The sequence below is a fragment of the Archangium sp. genome (genome assembly GCF_036388035.1).
GTDB lineage: Bacteria > Myxococcota > Myxococcia > Myxococcales > Myxococcaceae > Archangium.
The window spans coordinates 1-17,283 of sequence record NZ_DASVSO010000692.1; the positions used below are offsets into that span (position 1 = coordinate 1).

A 17,283-nucleotide genomic window follows, 5' to 3' on the forward strand; every position below is an offset into this window, starting at 1 on the left:
GGGCCAGGTTGAAGCACTCGCCCGCGTCGCCCTTCTTGCAGCGCTTCTCGTGTTCACCCACCTGGCGGGCCACTTCCTCCTTGCCGAAGAACTCCTCGGCCTTGGACGGCGTCTGCGCGGCGCCGCGCGTCCCCACCAGGATGACGGTCAGGAAGAGGCCAAGGACCCAAGGGCGCCGAGCTTCCTCGGTGCGAGTGCGAAGCATGTGAACAACCTCCCGAGCATGATGGTCCATCACGGAAAGACAGGTATACCCAGGATTGCCTTGGACGTCGCGGAGATCGACGATCTCCCCCCGGCGGCATGGTGGCGGCCATCGAGGCCACGCTCGGCTGCCTCCTGGACTGAAGAGCGGAGGGGGGCTCGGGACGGAGAAACGGGGAAGGGCGCCCCGCGAGGCGGGTGTACCATCCGCGTCGCATGCGAGTCCTCCGCACCCTCTCCTTCCCGGCCCTGCTCGCGCTCGCGCTCCTCTGCGTCTACTGGGAGCCGGTGCGGCTCGATCCCATCCTCGGGAGGGATGACCAGGAGTTGCTGGCGCCCCTGCACGCCGTGCGCTCCGTGTCCGACTACCTCGAGGCCGTGCGCGGCAACGCCGTGCTGGACCGGCAGCCGGTGAGGGATTTGTCGTTCTGGGTGGACCTGCGGCTGAGCGAGTGGACAGGCGTGGGCACGCTGCACCTGACCAACGTGCTCCTGTGGTTCGGCATCGTCCTGGTGGCCGGCTCGGCGCTAAGCCAGCTGCGCCCGCCCTCGTGGGGCTCGCGCGCCGTGCTGGCCCTCTTCGCGCTCCACCCCGTCGTCGCCAACTCGGTCGCGTGGATCTCCGCGCGCAAGCACCTGCTGGCCGTGCTCTTCCTCCTGCTGGCCACCCGCGAGCTGCTGCGACTCACGGCGGATCCCCGGCGCAACAAGTGGGTGGCGGCCCTGTGCATCGCGGGCTGGTACGCGCTGGCCATGGCCTCGCAGCCGCTCGGACTGCTGTGGCCTTGCTGGGCGGCGCTCTGGGTGTGGCTCCAGTCGCCCCGGGAGTCGCGGCGCGCCCATCTCGGCGTGCTGCTGGGCTGCGTGCCCCTCCTCGTGGCCGCCGCCGCGGTCAACCTCGCCTACTACAACGGCCCCTACCTGCTGCGGTACGGCAACGCGAAGCTCACCGAAGGGGACACGGGCCTCGTCGTGCTCTCCCTCGGGCGGTACGTGTTCCAGCTCGTGGCGCCCCTGCGGCTCTCCGTGCAGTACTACCCGGGCAGCACGCTCAACCTCGTGGGGGCACTGCTCGCGCCGGCGCTCGCCTTCGCCGCCTTCAAGCTGGGGCCCCGCCGCGACGTGGCCGCCTGGCTCGGCTTCATCCTCTTCCCGCTCGCGCTCGTCACGGCGCGGATGACCAACATCTTCGTCTCGGACACCTACCTGCTGCTGCCCGCCTTCGGCGCCGCCGCGCTCGCCACCGTGCTCCTTCACGAGCTCGGCCCCAAGGTGGGGCCCGCCTGGCGGCCCGCGGCGATGGGCCTGGCGGCCGTGCTGCTGCTCGCGTTCGGGTTCGGCTCGTGGCGCCAGGCGCGGTCGTGGCTGTCGGACCGGGCGCTGTGGGAGCACGCCTACGCCACCGAGCCCACGCCGCAGAGTCTGGCCAAGCACGCCCAGTACCTGCTCGCCGATGGCAAGGTGGAAGAGGCTTTCGAGCACACGCTCCAGCTCAAGGAGTGGAACCCGGGCGAGCGTCACCTGCCCATGCTGCTGGCCCGCACCGCCTTCCTGCACCCGGGACTGAGCGTCTCCGAGAAGCTGCGATTCCTCGCGACCGAGGGCCTCGCCTCTCCGTGGACGCAGTACCACGCGGCGCTCCTGCACGGGCAACAGGGGGACTCCGCGCAAGCCTTCGCGCTGCTGCGGTCCCTCGTGGGATGGATGGGGGTGGAGCGCGAGGCCCTGCTGGCCGAGGCCGCCCAGGCCTGCACGAAGGCCCAGCACCTGGACTGCGCGCAGTGGCTCGCCGAGCAGCGCGCCGCCGTCACTCCCCCCCTGGATGCGGCCCGGTTGGACGCGCGCCTGGCCGGGCTCGGCTTGAGCCCCGACCTGCGGACGGTCTCGGCACCGGTGCCGTAGCGGCGTCTGGGCGGTCCTGCCCGCTCACCCGTCCGACTTGGGGGGCTCCGACTTCGTGCGCTCCTCGGCCCGCTTGTTCGCCTCGGCCTGCTTGCGCTCCTTCTCCTTGAGCGCCCCCATGCTGGAGCTCCACCACTCCGGCGCCGCGAACAGGACGAGGATCGAGAACACCACGATGCCGATGATCGACTCCCACAACATGGGCCCCTCCATGCCATCCGAACGATGAGCCGGCCCGAGAGCGTAATGTCGGGCCCTCGTCGGCACCATGAGAGAAACAGCGGGGGCCAGCAGGAGGTCTCATATCGCCCATGCCCGACGCGGAACCTCGGCCCCTCCAGTCCCCCTCCAGACAGACGAGATTGCCCTTCATGCCCTCCTCGTGGAGCGTGATAAGGCGGGCGCATGCCGAACAAGACGACCATCGAGGGGCTGGACGGACTCAAGGCGGTGCTCGGGCAGCGGCTGGGCGCCTCCGAATGGAAGGAGCTGACGTACGAGGACATCGCGCGCTTCGCCGAGGCCACGGGCGACTTCCAGTGGATTCACCTGGACCGGGAGCGGTGCAAGCGGGAGTCGCCGTTCGGAGTGCCCATCGCCCACGGGTACTTCAGCGTCTCGCGCATCGCGGGGCTGTTCTTCGAGATCATCGACGTCCAGGGCTTCGGGCTCGTGCTGAACTACGGGCTGAACAAGGTGCGCTTCCCCGCTCCGCTCAAGCTGGGTGCCCGCTACCGGTTGAGCCTGGAGCTGGCCGAGCTCAAGGACATCCCGAAGGGTGTCGAGGCCCTGCTGCGCGCGAACATCGAGATCGACGGGGAGCCCAAGCCGGCGTGCGCCGCGGAGGTGCTCTACCGGTTCATGCTCGGGTAGCGGAGGGGCCGCGACCCGGCCCCGCTTGCCCTCGGCCCCCTCCGCCACGGATGATCCGAGCGCGGAGGGAGTCCCCAGCATGGAACCCATCATCACCTGGCTGCGCGAGGTCCCCCTGTGGCTCGCGGCGCTCGCCTTCCTCGGGAAGAACGTGGCGCTGTTCCTGCTGGCGCTCGCGGCCGGAGAGGGCCTGGTGCGGCACTTCTCCCACCGGCGCATCACCCCCGAGCCACCGCCGCTCGAGCGCCACGAGGTGGTGCTCGCCGCGACCTGCGTGGTCCTGAACAGCGTCGTCACCTTCGCGGGCCTGCTGCTGTGGCGCGCGGAGTGGATCCGCTTCCGGCTCGATACGGGGCCGCGGGTGCTCGTGGACTTCGTCGTGCTCGTGCTGATGATGGACGCGGCCATGTACGTGATGCATCGGGTGGCGCACGCGCCCTTCCTGTACACACGCCTCCACGCCCCCCACCACCGCTACGTCCACGCCCGTCCGCTCACGCTCTTCGTGCTCAGCCCCCTCGAGGTGCTGGGCTTCGGCGCCCTGTGGCTCGGGGTCTGCGTGGCCTACGAGTCCTCGTGGCTGGGGATGCTGCTCTACCTCGCCTTCAACACGCTCTGGGGCGTGCTCGGTCACCTCGGAGTCGAGCCCTTCCCCGAGGGCTGGGTGCGCTGGCCCGTGCTCGGACGCATCGCGACGACCACGTTCCACGCGCGGCACCACCTGGAGTCTGACTCCAACTTCGGCTTCTACACGCTGCTGTGGGACCGGCTCTTCGGCACGCTCGCGCTCCCCTACTTCTCGCGGCAGTCCACCCAGCCCACGCCCGAGCCACGCGTCTGACGCCAGAGGAGCGGCAGGGCCTGGGCCGCCTTCGGGTGGATGTCGTGGAACAGGATGGTGCCGCGCCGCCACAGCAGCATCAGCGACAGCACGCGCCCGGCGGCCTTCGCGCCCGTCGTGCGCGCGTGCCAGTCCTGGGAGTCGATGTTCCACAGGATGTTCTTCATTCCGCTGCGCTCCAGGACCTGGAGGATGGCCGGGTTGCGCTGGCCGTACGGCGGGCGGAACAGCGTCAGCTTCGTCTGGCCCTCGGGCAGGATCTCCGCGAGCTTCGCGTGGAAGGACTCCATGCCGGCCACCGCCCCGTCCCACGTGGCGTGCGAGCGGTGCTCCTGGCCATGTGAGCCCACGCACATCCCCGCGTAGAGCGCCTTGAGCTGCTCCACCGAGGTCGCCTTCCGGCGGCTCTCGTAGTTGTTCCCGAGCAGGAAGAAGGCCGCGTGGATGCCCTGGGCCCGGAGCTGCGTGGTGAGCGTGTCCGTCCCGCCCCCCTTGGGCGTGGGGCCGTCATCGAAGGTGAGCAGGAAGCTCCGATCCGGCAGCTCCAGGCCGAAGCTCTCGGAGGGCGCCAGGGGGAGGATCTCACTCGTCACCTTCGGGAAGAGCCCCGCCAGCCGGACCTGCTCGTACAGGTAGCCCTGGTGGAAGGGCTTCTGCTCCGCGTACCAGGGCGCCAGCTCCGCCGGCAGCTTTCCGAGGGCCCCCTTCGCGGTCGTCACCAGCGCGTCCCAGCTCCCGGGCACGGAGCCCTCGCACAGGAGCGCCCCGTCCGCGCACGTCTCCCGGGCCTTGGCGAAGTTCTCCACCAGCACCTTGCGCATCCGGTCCTTCCACCGAGCCACCGAGGCGGCGTCCCCCGGAGCGTCATTGCTCGCGTCGGACTCCGCCATCGCCTCGACGAACACGGCGATCTCCGCGCGGGAGGCCACGTCGAAGGCCTTCGTGGACTCCAGGGGCCAGGGCCAGTGGGCGCGCTCGGTGAGCGACACCTTCAGGCCCGCCGCGTGGGCGGTGGGTGCGAGCAGGGAGACACTCAGGAGCGCGGTCAGGATGCGAAACGCACGGTGCATGGATTCCTCTCGGGAGACGTGGGGGACCGGGCCCTACTCTGCCTCACTACGCCGCGCGCTGATCCAGGATGCCCGAGCGGGCGATCCGCTCGACGGCCTCGGCGATCCGCTGCTCGCTCTGCACGAGGGCGATGCGCACATGGCCCTCGCCCATGGCACCAAAGCCACTGCCCGGGACGAGGGTGACGCCGGCCTGGTCCAACAGCGCCATGGCGAAGGCGAGGCTGGACTCGAAGCCGCTCGGCACGGGAGCCCAGCAGAACATGGTGGCCTTCGGCTTGGGGATGGCCCAGCCCAGGCGCTTGAGCCCGTCCACGAGCACGTCCCTGCGGCGCTGGTAGGTGGCGGCCATGTCGGCCACGCACTGCTGCGGCCCGGTGAGGGCGGCCACGGCGGCGAGCTGGATAGGCCGGAAGAGCCCGTAGTCGAGGTGGGCCTTCACCTCGGCCAGCAGCCCGAGGAGCCGCGCGTTGCCCACGGCGTAGGCGATGCGGGCGCCCGCGAGGTTGTACGTCTTGGACAGGGAGTTGAACTCCAGGCCCACCTCCATCGCGCCCGGCGTCTCCAGGAAGCTCGGAGGCCGGTAGCCGTCGAAGGTCAGCTCGCTGTAGGCGGCGTCATGCAGGATGACCGTGCCGTACCGGCGAGCGAAGGCAACGGCCTGCTCGAAGAAGCCGGGCCGGACGATGGCGGCCAGCGGGTTGCTCGGGTAGTTGAGCACCAGCAGCTTCGCCCTGCGCTTCACGTCCTCCGGCAGGGACTCCAGGTCCGGGAGGTAGCCGTGCGCTTCCTCGAGGGGCACGGGGTAGAGCTCCGCTCCGGCGAGGACGGGGCCCGCGGTGTAGATGGGGTAGCCGGGGTCGGGCACCAGCACGAGGTCCCCCGGATCCGTGAGGGCCTGGGTGATGTGGGCCAGACCCTCCTGCGAGCCGGTCAACCCGAGCACCTCCGAGTCCGGGTTGAGTGCCACACCGAAGCGCCGCTGGTACCAACCGGCCACGGCCTCGCGGAAGGCGGGCAGGTCGCGCATCGGGTAGCCGTAGTTGCCCGGGTCGCGAATGGCCTGGGCCATGGCCTCGGTGATGTGAGGCGCGGGAGGCAGGTCCGGGCTGCCGATGGACAGGTTGATGACGTCGGCACCGGTGGCGAGCTTGCGCTTGCGCGCCTCGTCCATGGTGGTGAAGACGGCGGCGGCGAGCTTCTGAAGACGCTGGGGCTTGCTGATCGACATGGCGCGGGCGCCCCTCTATCACGCCCGGAGGGAGGCAGGGGCTCCGGGCTCAACACCCGGTTCACTTCTCCAGGGCGGGGAACTCCCGGCCCGCGATCTTACCCAGGGTCCGCGCGACCGTGGCCATGCGAAGGATGGGCAGATCCGTCGGGGAGTCGCCGATGGCGAAGACCGGGCGCTCGGAGATGAGCTGACGGGTGGCGAGCACCTTGCCCTCGCCACAAGTGCAGGGCGGCAGCAGCTCGTCACTCAGCCGGCCGTCCACCTCGCGCAGGCGCATGCCGACCACCCGCTCGATGCCCATCCGCGCCGCCGCCACCCGCCCGAGCAGCTCGGCCGAGCCCGTGAGAATCCAGACCCGGTGACGCCGCGAGAGGGCCTGGGCCAGCTCGACGGTGTGGGGGTTGAGCCGGACCTCGCCACGCTCCAGCACCTCGGCGGCGATCGCCTCGACCTCAGCGGGGCTCAGCCCGGCCAGGGCCTGGGCGGCCACGTCGCCCGCGCCACACCAGTCGCGGGCCGCCAGCGCCTCGTAGGCAGCCCAGGGGTCGGTCGTCCCCAGCTGGGAGGCGGCCTTGGGCGGGAGCCGGTGCAGCAGCCGCCGCAGGGTGGCCTCGCCGATGTCCCCCACGAGCAGGGTGTTGTCGAGGTCGAAGACCGCGTCTCCGGGCGGCAGCGCATCCAACTGATCGAGCAGGGCTTTCATGGCGGGGAGTCTACCCGCATCCGCTCCTCGGGAAGAGGCGCTCCTCCATGAAGCCACAAAGTGTACATTTGACACTTACGGACCGAGCATCCGAGAATGAGGCATGACGCTCACCGGAAAGACCGCCGACCACGCCGCTCGCAGGGAGCGTGCCCTGCTCTCCCTGGATGGCCTGTCCGTGGGGGATGCGTTCGGCGAACGCTTCTTCCTGCCTCTGTCCGTCGCCGCGTCCATGGTGGAGCAGCGGGCCACGCCTGCCGGACCGTGGAGCTACACCGATGACACGGAGATGGCGCTCTCCATCGTCCAGGTGTTGGACGAGCACGGCCGCATCGACCAGGAAGCGCTGGCCCGACTGTTCGCCACCCGGTACCGAGACAATCCCCGTCGGGGCTATGGCGGCACCGCGCACGACATCCTCCAGGCCCTTTGCCAGGGCGAGCCGTGGCGCCGGATCTCCGCCCAGGTCTTTGGTGGCACCGGGTCCATGGGCAACGGTGGAGCGATGCGGGTGGCACCGCTCGGAGCCTGGTTCGCGGACGACCTGGACCGGGTGGTGGCCGAGGCACGCGCCTCCGCGGAGGTGACACACTTCCATTCGGAAGGACAAGCGGGGGCCATCGCCATCGCCGTGGCGGCCGCCTGGGCCCACCGGTGGCGCGAGACGCATCCTCCCGCGCGGCAGCTCTTCGAGGTCGTGCTGGAGCACACCCCGCCGGGTGCGACGCGGAGGGGGCTGGAGAAGGCACGGGCACTGCCGCTCGAGGCCGCTCCCTCGCTGGCCGCCAAGGAGCTGGGCAGCGGACAGCGCATCATCTCGGAGGACACGGTGCCCTACTCCGTGTGGTGCGCGGCCCGCCACCTGGGGAATTACGAGGAGGCGCTCTGGACCACGGTGTCCGGGTACGGAGACCGCGATACCACCTGCGCCATCGTGGGCGGCATCGTGGCCCTGAGCGCCGGGCGTGAATCCATTCCTCCGACGTGGCTCGCGGCCCGCGAGCCCCTCGAGCGGAGGGCCTGAGCCCGCGCTAGCTCACGCTCTCGGCGCTGTAGCGGGCGATGAGGCCCGTGCGCACGGCATGCCGGTAGACGCTCGTGAAGAACCCGCATGCCAGCAGGATGTAGAGCACGGCGAGCCCCACGCCCCACAGCAGCGTGGTGCCCGAGAGGGCGCCACCCGCGACGATCGTCCGCATGCCCTCGAACACGTAGGACGGCGGCAGCAGGCGCGAGATGAACTGCATCCACTCCGGCAGCGTCGAGAGCGGGTAGAAGACGCCAGCGAACGGCGAGACCACGGCGGGAATGGGCCAGACGAACCACTCCGCCGCTGGCCCGAGCCGCAGCACCACGGCCGTGCCGAAGATGCCGAGCGCGATCCCGAAGAGGAAGAGCACGAACAGGAACGGCACGATCATCACGCCGTAGACGAGCAGGGACAGGCCAAACACCGCGCTCGACACGACGAGCATCACGATGAGCCCGATCGAGCTCGTCGCGATGGCCGAGAGCACGAGCCCGCCGACGTACTCCGAGATGGACAGGGGCGTCGCGAAGAAGTTGAGGAAGTTGCGCGACCACACGTCCTCGAAGAACGCCATCGTCACGCCCTGCATGACGCGGGTGAGGAAGTCCCAGAGGAGCACCGCTCCCAGCAGCGTGTGGACGAAGTCGAGGCCGGACGCGGTGACGGTATTGAGGTACCGGGTGATGAAGCCCCACAGCACGATGTCGATGGCGACCCACACGAAGAGGGGGAAGACGCGCGCGGGGCTCCCTCGAATCAAATAGAACTGGCGAAGAACGATCGCGGCGGCGCGGTTGAAGAACATGGGGTCAGGTTCGCTCCAGCGCGAGCGGCTCGCGCGCCACGGTGATGAACAGCTCCTCGAGCGTCGCCTTGCCGTGCTCGCGCGGCAGGCTCCTGGGGTCGCCTTCGAGCAGGAGCTTCCCGCGCGAGACGAAGAGCACCCGGTCGCAGACCTCCTCGACCTCGTACATGTTGTGCGAGGTCCAGAGCACGCCGCCCGTCCCCTGCGTGACGAACTCGCGGATCCGCGTGCGGATGTCGCGCGCCGTCGAGGGGTCGAGCGAGGCCGTCGGCTCGTCGAGGAGGAGGAGCTGTGGGTGGTTGAGCATGGCCTTGGCCAGGGCCACCCGCGTCTGCTCTCCGGACGAGAGCACGCCGCACTTCACGTCGCGGAACTTCTCCAGATCAAACTGCACGAGCAGCGCCTCGATGCGCTCCGAGAGCCCCTTCACGCCGTAGATGAGCCCAAAGACGCGCAGGTTCTGCTGCACGGTCAGATTGCCGGGCAGGGGCGCGTAGACGGCGGCGAAGTTGGTATGCGCGAGCGCCTGGGACCGGCGCCTGGCCAGGTCCACGTCCTCGATGCGGATGGTCCCCGAGCTCGGCTCGAGGACGCCGAGGATCATGTTGATGGTCGTGGTCTTCCCCGCGCCATTGGGCCCAAGGAGCCCGACGATCTCATTGCGGCCCACGTCGAACGAGAGGCCGTCGACGGCGACGGTGGCTCCATACTGTTTGCGCAGCGCCTGGACCGAAAGGACCTTCGATGGAGAGGACGGTGACATAGGGACGCGGGAAACACTGGCACTACGAGCGCTTGAGGGCCACGAGGAAGCGCGCCTCGGCCACCAGGCCGCCATCCTCCGACTCCAGCCGCACCGGCATCCAGCCCTGCACCTTGTCTCCCGACTGACGCAGGGCGTCCCGGAACGAGGCCAGCACCTCCTCGGGCGGCTCGCACACCGCGTACACGGTGCCCTTCGCCTTGGACCGGAAGTCCGTCTCCACCCGATTCACCAACGCCTTGTAGGGACCCATCGGGAAGTGACGGAAGATGAACATTCCCATGGTCACCTCCATCACCGTCATCAGCGCGCCAAAGTAGATGCTCCCCACGTGGTTGCGCGTACGCCGCTTGAGGGGCAGCCGCGACCGCGACCGCGTCTCGGAGACCTCCTCCACCCGGATGCCCAGGCCGGAGGCCATGGGGATGATGCGCGGCAACGCCACCGTCATCATCAGGTTCGCCGCGGCCGGAGACACCCGGCGCAGCCTCTCCACCAATTCGAGCGCGAGCATGGCGCTCGTATAGCGCGGCCCCGGGTCAGACAGGGGCCCCCAGACTTTCACCTGTATTTCTGGTATGCCCCGCTGTCCCGGTATTCGTCCGGGTCCCCCCCTTCTCAATCCTTCGAGAGGTCTCCATGAGGTTATTCCCCCAAGCAGGGTTGGTCCTCGCCGCCACCTGCGCCGTGCTCCTCGGCGCGAGTGGCGACGCCTACGCCAATGCTGGCGTGGTCTTCGTCCACGGCACGGGCGACCAGTCGGTCAGCTCGGCGACGACTGGCTATTGGACGCAGAAGTCCATCGACACGATGCGCAACGGTCGGCCCTATCTGATCGTCGGCTATCCCGGAGCGAGCTGCGCTGGCTTCAGCCAGTGTAGCTGGGGCCCCATCGTCGACCAGATCGTCCCCTGGATGAACGCCAACGGCATCACCAGCATGACCGTCATCACCCACTCGAACGGCTCGAGCCCGCTGCGCTACATGCTCGGCCACACCGGCGCGGTGAGCGCCAAGGGCTACACGGTCAACACGGTCACGAGCAAGATTTCGCAGGTCATCTTCTCGGCGCCCGACCTGACGGGCACGCCGCTGGCGGACAAGGTGACGACGAACCGCTCCTTCCTCAACATCGCCAACAGCGTCGTCGAGTTCTTCGGCGGTGGCAGCTACAACAACCCCGCCGTGGTGCAGCAGCGCACGGACAACATGAGCGTGTACAACTCGAACAGTACCTTCGCCGGCACCCTGGGTGCCACCACGGTGGGCGGCAAGCCCATCTCCGTGGTGCGCGGCAACCGCGTCTACGCCAACCTCTTCTCGAGTGACGCGCACTGCGGCGGCTACCTCTACGCCGTGGGCCTCAAGGCCGCGGCGCTGCTCGGCTGGGGCAGCTTCAACGCCGGCACGGACGGCTTCATCGGCAACGACAGCTCGGGCTACTTCGGCAACATCATCATCGACGACGGCCGCCTCAACCACCACCAGTCGCGCCGCAGCTGCCACAACAGCGGCAACCTCATCGCGCAGAAGGTGGCCAGCGCTCCCATCCCCGCGCCCACGAGCCAGACCTACGCCCCCGAGACCACCGTGCAGGCCGCCGCCCAGGCCTGCAACAACTTCCACTCGGGCTACGCGACGGACTTCATGACCGGCCACACGGTCTGGAAGTACGGCTGCTCCTCCAGCCAGCTCAGCAACGGGACCCCCGAGCCCGACTGCCTCATCGCCTACGGCTACGCGAGCAGCTACCGCGTCCCGAGCACGGCGAGCTGGAACCCCTACCTCAATCCCGCCAACTACCCGACCTGGACCGAGGTCTGCCCCGACTCCTGGCAGGGCGACGGCATCTGCGACGCGTGCCTGGTGGCCAAGTACGGCTTCGACGCCACCGTTGGCTCGACGGGCGCCGATGACTGCGTGCAGGCCCCGCCGGGCGGCTCCAACTGGTGCGGGGCCCTCGCCTGGGACACCTACTACGGCCTCCACAACTACACCGTCGTCGAGGCGCTTCACTAAGGCCCGAGAAAGAGAACGACCATGAACTCCAACCGTTTCTTCGTTCGGTCCGCTGGCCTGTCGCTGGCGGTTGTCCTCCTCGGGGGTTTCACCCCGGAGCGCGCCATGGCGGCTTCCAACATGCGGAGCGCCTCGGGCGCCGCGCTCGCCCCGGGCGACGTGGCCCCGGGCCGGCTGTACTCACGCGACGCCACCGAGGGCATCGGCCCCGGCCGCGTCTCGGTGTCCAACCCGGCCTCGCCCAAGCAGCCGCTCGCGGCGCCGCTCGCGCCCGAGACCCGGCGCTCCAAGTCCACCGTGCTGCACGTGGCGCCGCGCTCGGCGGCCACGCAGCTCGAGCTGCCGATCGACGCGCCCGACGAGGCGTGGGTGATGATCATCCCCAAGGGCAACGATGCCAAGGCGGGTGAGGACGCGCTGCGCGACGTGGCGCTGTTCGACGCGAAGGGCGTCCGCGCCGACAGGCGGGCGACGCGCGATGCGCAGAACCAGATGGGCGTGGACCCGGCTCGCCTGAAGGCCGAGGGCATCCTCAAGCCCATCGCGATGCTGCGGCTGAACCGCGAGATGGGCCGCGGCAAGTACAAGGTGCAGATCGGCGCCAAGGCGGCCGCGCTGGGCGTGGCCATCGAGATTCGCGTGCCCTCCTCCACCATCGAGCTGTCGCTGACGTCGTCCGCGATGCAGCTCTTCCCGGGGGACGATGGCTACGTGACGGTGGGCCTGCAGTCCGAGGCGCCGGTGGATCACGTGCGCTACGAGGCCTCGCTCTACAACCCGCGCTTCGAGCGTGAGCGCACGGTGCCCGTGGTGAAGGTGGGCAACGAGTACCGCGCGATGGTGTCTCGCGCGATGAACGAGAAGGACGAGACGGGCGCGTGGGTGCTCGAGGTGCGCGCGGTGGGCTCCGCAGGCGGCCAGGACTTCGACCGCCTGGGCCAGACCGCCTTTGGCTTCGCGGTGCCGACGGCCCGCATCGCCTCGGTGGGCAAGGAGCGCCTGGTGCGTGAGCCGGGCGGCAAGGTGACGGCGCTCGAGGTGGACGTGGTGCTCGACAGCCAGGCGCTGGACCGTTACGAGGTGACGGGCACGCTCGTGGCGACGGATGCCAAGGGCGTCGAGCGTCCGGTGGCCGAGGCGCAGGTGACAGACCAGTTCGCCGCGGGCACGCACACGCTGACGCTGCGCTTCGAGGCGGGCCACGCGGGCCTGTCCAAGCTCGACGGCAGCTACGCGCTGCGCGGGCTGCAGCTCTACTCGCTCGGCACCAACACCCTGTACCACCGCCTCGCCAAGGGCCTGGACCTCCGCTTCCCGGCGGTGCGCGCCTCCGAGCTGGCGGCCGCCGAGGTCACCCCCGCCATCGAGAGCATGGTGCGCGCGGGCGAGTTCGACGTCGGTCAGTAGTGCATCGAGTCCGGGGGCACGGGCCACGACCCTGCCCCCGGGCTTTTCCTACCCGAGCGCCCGCACGTCGGGCCGATCGCGGTGCTGATCGGCCCAGCGGGTGAGCTCCGGAGGCAGGCGCCAGCCGAGCGACACGGCTTGCGAGGCGGGTGCGAAGGTCGACACGCGCTGGGGCAGCGTGGAGAACCAGTGCTCCGCGGTGAAGAGCCACATGTCCGCCGCCGACCAACCGCTCCGGGCAATGGTGGGGCGTGAAAGGGCCGCGACGCGGTGGGCCAGCGCATCCAGTGCACGCTGCACGCGGTCCATCGCCTCGCCCTTGACGGTAGGCCACGCCTCGGCGGTGTGGAGCGCGTAGTAGCGGACCCCCAGGTCGATGGTCCCGTTCAGCGCGACGTCGACGAGTGAGGCGACCTCGAAGATCGCGACGGCATCCTCCGGGCCCGTCGGCCACAGCGGAGGAGCCGAGGGGTACGCACGATCCAGGTAGTGGGAGATCGCCGTCGAGTCGCCCAGGATGCGGCCATCCTCCTCGACGAGAACGGGAATCGTCTTGAGCGGAGAGAGGCGCCGCGACTCCTCGAAGAGCTCCGGGTGGGCGCGGACATCGCGCAGCTCGGCGGTGAGTCCCTTGTGCGCGAGCGCGAGGCGGGTGCGACGGGCAAAGGGAGAGAGCGGGATGTGGAAGAGGGTGCGCATGGGCCCGGAAGTATAGGGTACAGGGTCAGCCAGCACACCGACGGCACGGCCAAGCACCCGGAGTGGCTGGGTTGGCGACCTCCCTCATGCTCGGGGAGCGGGGGCGACGTGGCCGGCCCGCACGGTGAAGTCGCCAAAGCCTTCCCCGGGTAGCCGCTCCTGCGCATAGGCGGCGAACAACGGCTCGAGCGCCGCCAGGATGCCAGCCTCGTCGATGTTCTCGCGGTACAGGCGGTTGAGGCGCTGCCCCCGCCTGTCACCCCCGAGGAAGAGGTTGTAGCGGCCGGGCGCCTTCCCCACGAGGGCGATCTCCGCGAGGTAGGGCCGGGCGCAGCCGTTCGGGCACCCGGTGATGCGCAGCAGGAGGTTCTCGTCCGCGAGCCCATGGGCCGCGAGGCGCTCCTCCAGCAGGCCCACCACCGTCGGCAGGTAGCGCTCGGCCTCGGCCATGGCCAGGGCGCACGTCGGCAGGGCTACGCAGGCGAGCGCGTTGCGGCGCAGGGGGCTCGCACGCTTGAAGCCGGCGAGGCCATGCGCCTCCACCAGGGCCTCGATGGCCGGGCGCTCCTCCGGGGCAATCCCCGCGATGATCAGGTTCTGGTTGGGCGTGAGGCGGAAGTCACCCTTGTGGATGCGGGCGATCTCCCGCAGGCCCGTCAGGTGCCGCTGGCCCTCGACATCCGCCACGCGGCCGCTGTCGATGTGGAGCGTCAGGTTCCAGCGCCCGTCGTGGCCCTGGATCCACCCGAAGCGGTCGCCGTTGTGCTCGAACGCGAACGGACGCGCGGGCTGGAGCGCGTAGCCGAGCCGCTTCTCCAGCTCGGAGACGAACCAGGCGATGCCGCGATCCTCGATGGTGTACTTGAGGCGCGCGTGCTTGCGGTTGGTGCGGTCGCCGTAGTCGCGCTGCACCTTCACCACGTTCTCCGAGACCTCGAGGAGCTGCTCGGGACGGATGAAGCCAATCACATCCGCGAGCCGAGGGAAGGTCGCGGCATCCCCATGCGTGGCGCCCATGCCACCGCCGACCAGGACGTTGAAACCGACCAGCTCCTCGTCCTCGATGATGGCGATGAAGCCGAGGTCCTGCGAGAAGACGTCCACGTCGTTGAGGGGCGGCACCGTGATGCCCGCCTTGAACTTCCGGGGCAGGTAGGTGTTGCCGTAGATGGGCTCCTCCTCGCCCCCGGCCACCTTCTCCTTGTCCAGCCAGATCTCGTAGTAGGCGCGAGTCTTCGGGAGCAGGTGCTCGGAGAGGCGGATGGCCCACTGGTGCACCACTTCGTGCGCCCGCGAGTCCACTGGGTTGGGGTTGCACATCACGTTGCGATTGACGTCACCACAGGCGGCGATGCTGTCGAGCAGCACGGAATTGATGCCCTGGATGGTGCGCTTCATGTCCCCCTTGAGCACGCCGTGGAGCTGGAAGGCCTGGCGCGTGGTGATGCGCAGCGTCCCATTGGCGTACGTGCGGGCGAGGTCATCCAGGACGAGCCACTGCTGCGGGGTGCACATGCCTCCGGGCAGGCGGGTGCGGAGCATGAAGCTGTAGGCTGGCTCCAACTTCTGCTGCCGGCGCTCCTCGCGGATGTCGCGATCATCCTGCTGGTAGCTGCCGTGGAACTTGATGAGCTGGGTGTCGGCCGGAGCGATGGCGCCCGTGAGCGGATCGGCCAGGCTCTCGGCCAGGGTGCCGCGCAACAGGTTGCTGCGCGCCTTGATGTGCTCCACCTCGGAGAGGACCGGAGTCGGGTTCTTGCTCATGGTGTGCCTCTCAGTAGACGTCGCGCTGGTAGCGCTGCTGCTCGCGCAGGGTTTCGAGGTGGGCTCGCGCGTCCTCGCGGCTCTTGCCGCCGTGGGTCGCGAAGATGTCGATCAAGGCCTCGTGGACGTCCTTCGCCATGCGCTGGGCATCACCGCAGACGTAGAGGTGGGCTCCGCCCTCCAGCCACTCGTACAGCTCGCGCCCCTTCTCGTGCAGGCGGTTCTGGACGTAGACCTTCTGGCTCTGGTCTCGCGAGAAGGCGAGGTCCAGCCGGTGCAGCTCGCCCTTCTTCACGGCCTCCTGCCACTCCACCTGGTAGAGGAACTGGGTACGGAAGTGCTGCTCGCCGAAGAAGAGCCAGTTGCGGCCGCTCGCTCCGGTCTCCGCCCGCTCCTGCACGAAGGCGCGGAACGGGGCCACGCCCGTGCCAGGGCCGATCATGATGACGTCGCGGCTCGGGTCCTTGGGGAGACGGAAGCGCTCGTTGGCCTCGATGAAGACGCTCACCGTGTCCTGGCTGGCACCGCGCGTGGCCAGGTAGTACGAGGCGGCCCCCATGTGGCGCGAGCCGAAGGCCTCGTAGTCCACCACGGCCACCGTCAGGTGGACCTCCTCCCCTACCCGCTTCTGGCTGGAGGAGATGGAATAGAGCCGAGGCGTCAGGCGGCGCAGCGCCCCCACCAGCTCCTCCGCGCTCCACGTCGCGGGATGCGCGCGGAGCACGTCGATGACCTGATGGCTCGCGAGCAACGTGCGCAGGGCCTCGGCCCCCTCCGGCGCGAGCAGACGCTGGAGCTCCGCGCTGCCGGAGCGCGCCGCCTGGCTCACCAGGAACGGGCGGCTCACGCGGGTGATCTCCAGGGACTCCGTCAGCCACCGACTCAGCGGGAGGATACGGCCCTCGCGCGTCACCTCGGTGGCGCCATCCAGCTTCAGCTCGGAGAGTAGCGCGGAGACCTGCTCCGGCGCGTTGTGGGGCACCACCCCGAGGGCATCCCCCGGCTCGTAGGTCAGGCCCGAGCCCTCCAGCGACAGCTCCAGGTGGCGCACGTCCTTGAGGGCCCCACGCCCGGTGATGCGCTGGTTGGTCAGCACCAGGGATGGATAGGGATTCTCACGGCTGAAGGTGGGCGCCACCACCACGGTGCGCAGCGGCGTGACCTTGGCCAACGAGGGCTGAGGCTCGAGCTCCGCCCGCGCCCGCTCCAGGGCCTCGCCCATCCAGGCCTCGGCCGCCGGCTCGAAGTCCACGTCGCAGTCGGCCCGCGCGACCAGCCGCGTGGCACCCAGCTCGGCGAAGCGCGCGTCGAGGACGCGGCCGATCTCGCAGTACTTCGGGTAGCTCGAATCGCCCAGCCCCAACACCGAGAACCGGAGCTGCCCGAGCGCCGGCGCACGCTTGCCCAGCACGAACTCGCAGAAGCCGCGCGCGTCGTCCGGGGGATCTCCGTCCCCCTGGGTGCTGATCACCACGTACAGGAGCCGCTCGTTCTTCAGCTCGCGCACGGGGTAGTCGCTGGCGCGGAAGCTGCGCACCGCGAGGCCCGCCGCCTCCGCCTTCTGCTTCAAGCGGTCCGCCAGCAGCCGGCTGTTCCCGGTCTGGGTGCCGTAGACGATGGTGAGCGAGCCCTGCGGCGCGGCCTGGGGCACCACCACCGCGGGCTGGGCCTGGTGGGACGCGGCCGGAGCCTGCCGGGCCGCGAGGCCGGCGAAATACCCGCTCAGCCAGGTGAGCGCCGAGGGATCGAGTCCCTCGGTGAGGCGCTGCAGCAGCACCCCCTTCTCCTCGCCCAGCTGCGTGGCGAGGGCCGCGATGGAGGAAGCAGTCACGGGGGAAGTCACGGCGTCGTCTCCTGCGCGGCCAGGACCTGCTTCACCTGGCGCTCCAGGTCTCGAGAGGGCTCCAGCTCGAGCCAGGGGGTGCCGGCGCCGCGGAGTTGATCACGCAGCCCCAGCCGCGACTGCGGA

Annotated in this window: 17 protein-coding genes; 6 read left to right on the forward strand and 11 right to left on the reverse strand. The window is 69.7% G+C overall.

Annotation, left to right across the window (positions count from 1 at the left end; translation table 11 throughout):
• Window positions 1–205 (reverse strand): hypothetical protein (locus VF697_RS28290; RefSeq protein ID WP_331099845.1); only part of this gene is annotated, 205 nt, incomplete at its 3' end.
• Window positions 206–420: 215 nt separating this feature from the next.
• Between VF697_RS28290 and VF697_RS28295 the strand changes: the two genes are divergently transcribed.
• On the forward strand, window positions 421–2,106 hold the full coding sequence (locus VF697_RS28295; protein ID WP_331099846.1) for a hypothetical protein: 1,686 nt from the start codon (window positions 421–423) through the stop codon (window positions 2,104–2,106).
• 24 nt (window positions 2,107–2,130) lie between these two features.
• Here VF697_RS28295 and VF697_RS28300 read toward each other — a convergent pair whose 3' ends face one another.
• The gene (locus VF697_RS28300; RefSeq protein ID WP_331099847.1) at window positions 2,131–2,307 is read right to left on the reverse strand and encodes a hypothetical protein; all 177 of its coding nucleotides are present in this window, start codon (window positions 2,305–2,307) and stop codon (window positions 2,131–2,133) included.
• A gap of 204 nt (window positions 2,308–2,511) precedes the next feature.
• Here VF697_RS28300 and VF697_RS28305 point away from each other — a divergent pair, with 204 nt between their 5' ends.
• Window positions 2,512–2,979, forward strand: a complete 468-nt coding sequence (locus VF697_RS28305; RefSeq protein WP_331099848.1) for a MaoC family dehydratase — start codon at window positions 2,512–2,514, stop codon at window positions 2,977–2,979.
• A 79-nt stretch (window positions 2,980–3,058) separates the two neighbouring features.
• Window positions 3,059–3,820 (forward strand): sterol desaturase family protein, encoded by a 762-nt coding sequence (locus VF697_RS28310; RefSeq protein WP_331099849.1) that lies wholly within the window; start codon window positions 3,059–3,061, stop codon window positions 3,818–3,820.
• Here the strand turns inward: VF697_RS28310 and VF697_RS28315 are convergent.
• From VF697_RS28315 to VF697_RS28325, 3 genes are all read right to left on the reverse strand, one after another.
• Window positions 3,772–4,890, reverse strand: coding sequence for a polysaccharide deacetylase family protein (locus VF697_RS28315; protein ID WP_331099850.1), 1,119 nt, complete (start codon window positions 4,888–4,890; stop codon window positions 3,772–3,774). The genes VF697_RS28310 and VF697_RS28315 overlap by 49 nt on opposite strands.
• A gap of 46 nt (window positions 4,891–4,936) precedes the next feature.
• Window positions 4,937–6,121, reverse strand: coding sequence for an aminotransferase class I/II-fold pyridoxal phosphate-dependent enzyme (locus VF697_RS28320; RefSeq protein WP_331099851.1), 1,185 nt, complete (start codon window positions 6,119–6,121; stop codon window positions 4,937–4,939).
• Between the two features lie 61 nt (window positions 6,122–6,182).
• Complete coding sequence (locus VF697_RS28325) at window positions 6,183–6,827, reverse strand: HAD family hydrolase (RefSeq protein WP_331099852.1); 645 nt, start codon at window positions 6,825–6,827, stop codon at window positions 6,183–6,185.
• 103 nt (window positions 6,828–6,930) lie between these two features.
• Here VF697_RS28325 and VF697_RS28330 point away from each other — a divergent pair, with 103 nt between their 5' ends.
• Window positions 6,931–7,851 (forward strand): ADP-ribosylglycohydrolase family protein, encoded by a 921-nt coding sequence (locus VF697_RS28330; RefSeq protein WP_331099853.1) that lies wholly within the window; start codon window positions 6,931–6,933, stop codon window positions 7,849–7,851.
• A gap of 7 nt (window positions 7,852–7,858) precedes the next feature.
• On the opposite strand, the gene VF697_RS28335 is transcribed toward VF697_RS28330, so the two are convergent.
• The 3 genes from VF697_RS28335 to VF697_RS28345 are packed head-to-tail and all read right to left on the reverse strand — an operon-like array spanning window position 7,859 to window position 9,939.
• Window positions 7,859–8,662: an ABC transporter permease gene (locus tag VF697_RS28335; RefSeq protein ID WP_331099854.1), complete on the reverse strand. Its 804-nt coding sequence runs from the start codon at window positions 8,660–8,662 to the stop codon at window positions 7,859–7,861.
• A 4-nt stretch (window positions 8,663–8,666) separates the two neighbouring features.
• The gene (locus VF697_RS28340) at window positions 8,667–9,425 is read right to left on the reverse strand and encodes an ABC transporter ATP-binding protein (protein WP_331099855.1); all 759 of its coding nucleotides are present in this window, start codon (window positions 9,423–9,425) and stop codon (window positions 8,667–8,669) included.
• A 22-nt stretch (window positions 9,426–9,447) separates the two neighbouring features.
• The gene (locus VF697_RS28345; RefSeq protein WP_331099856.1) at window positions 9,448–9,939 is read right to left on the reverse strand and encodes a PaaI family thioesterase; all 492 of its coding nucleotides are present in this window, start codon (window positions 9,937–9,939) and stop codon (window positions 9,448–9,450) included.
• Window positions 9,940–10,064: 125 nt separating this feature from the next.
• Here VF697_RS28345 and VF697_RS28350 point away from each other — a divergent pair, with 125 nt between their 5' ends.
• Both VF697_RS28350 and VF697_RS28355 read left to right on the forward strand, forming a co-directional pair.
• Window positions 10,065–11,444 carry a hypothetical protein gene (locus VF697_RS28350; RefSeq protein WP_331099857.1) on the forward strand — a complete coding sequence of 460 codons (1,380 nt, stop codon included), beginning with the start codon at window positions 10,065–10,067 and terminating at the stop codon, window positions 11,442–11,444.
• A gap of 21 nt (window positions 11,445–11,465) precedes the next feature.
• Entirely contained in the window at window positions 11,466–12,851 is a 1,386-nt protein-coding gene (locus VF697_RS28355; protein WP_331099858.1) for a hypothetical protein, read from the forward strand.
• 48 nt (window positions 12,852–12,899) lie between these two features.
• Here the strand turns inward: VF697_RS28355 and VF697_RS28360 are convergent, their stop codons facing one another.
• The 3 genes from VF697_RS28360 to VF697_RS28370 form a co-directional block, all read right to left on the reverse strand.
• Window positions 12,900–13,550, reverse strand: a complete 651-nt coding sequence (locus VF697_RS28360; protein WP_331099859.1) for a glutathione S-transferase family protein — start codon at window positions 13,548–13,550, stop codon at window positions 12,900–12,902.
• A gap of 84 nt (window positions 13,551–13,634) precedes the next feature.
• Window positions 13,635–15,314: an assimilatory sulfite reductase (NADPH) hemoprotein subunit gene (gene cysI, locus VF697_RS28365; protein ID WP_331099860.1), complete on the reverse strand. Its 1,680-nt coding sequence runs from the start codon at window positions 15,312–15,314 to the stop codon at window positions 13,635–13,637.
• A gap of 10 nt (window positions 15,315–15,324) precedes the next feature.
• Window positions 15,325–17,157 carry an assimilatory sulfite reductase (NADPH) flavoprotein subunit gene (locus VF697_RS28370; RefSeq protein WP_331099861.1) on the reverse strand — a complete coding sequence of 611 codons (1,833 nt, stop codon included), beginning with the start codon at window positions 17,155–17,157 and terminating at the stop codon, window positions 15,325–15,327.
• Window positions 17,158–17,283: the final 126 nt, after the last annotated feature.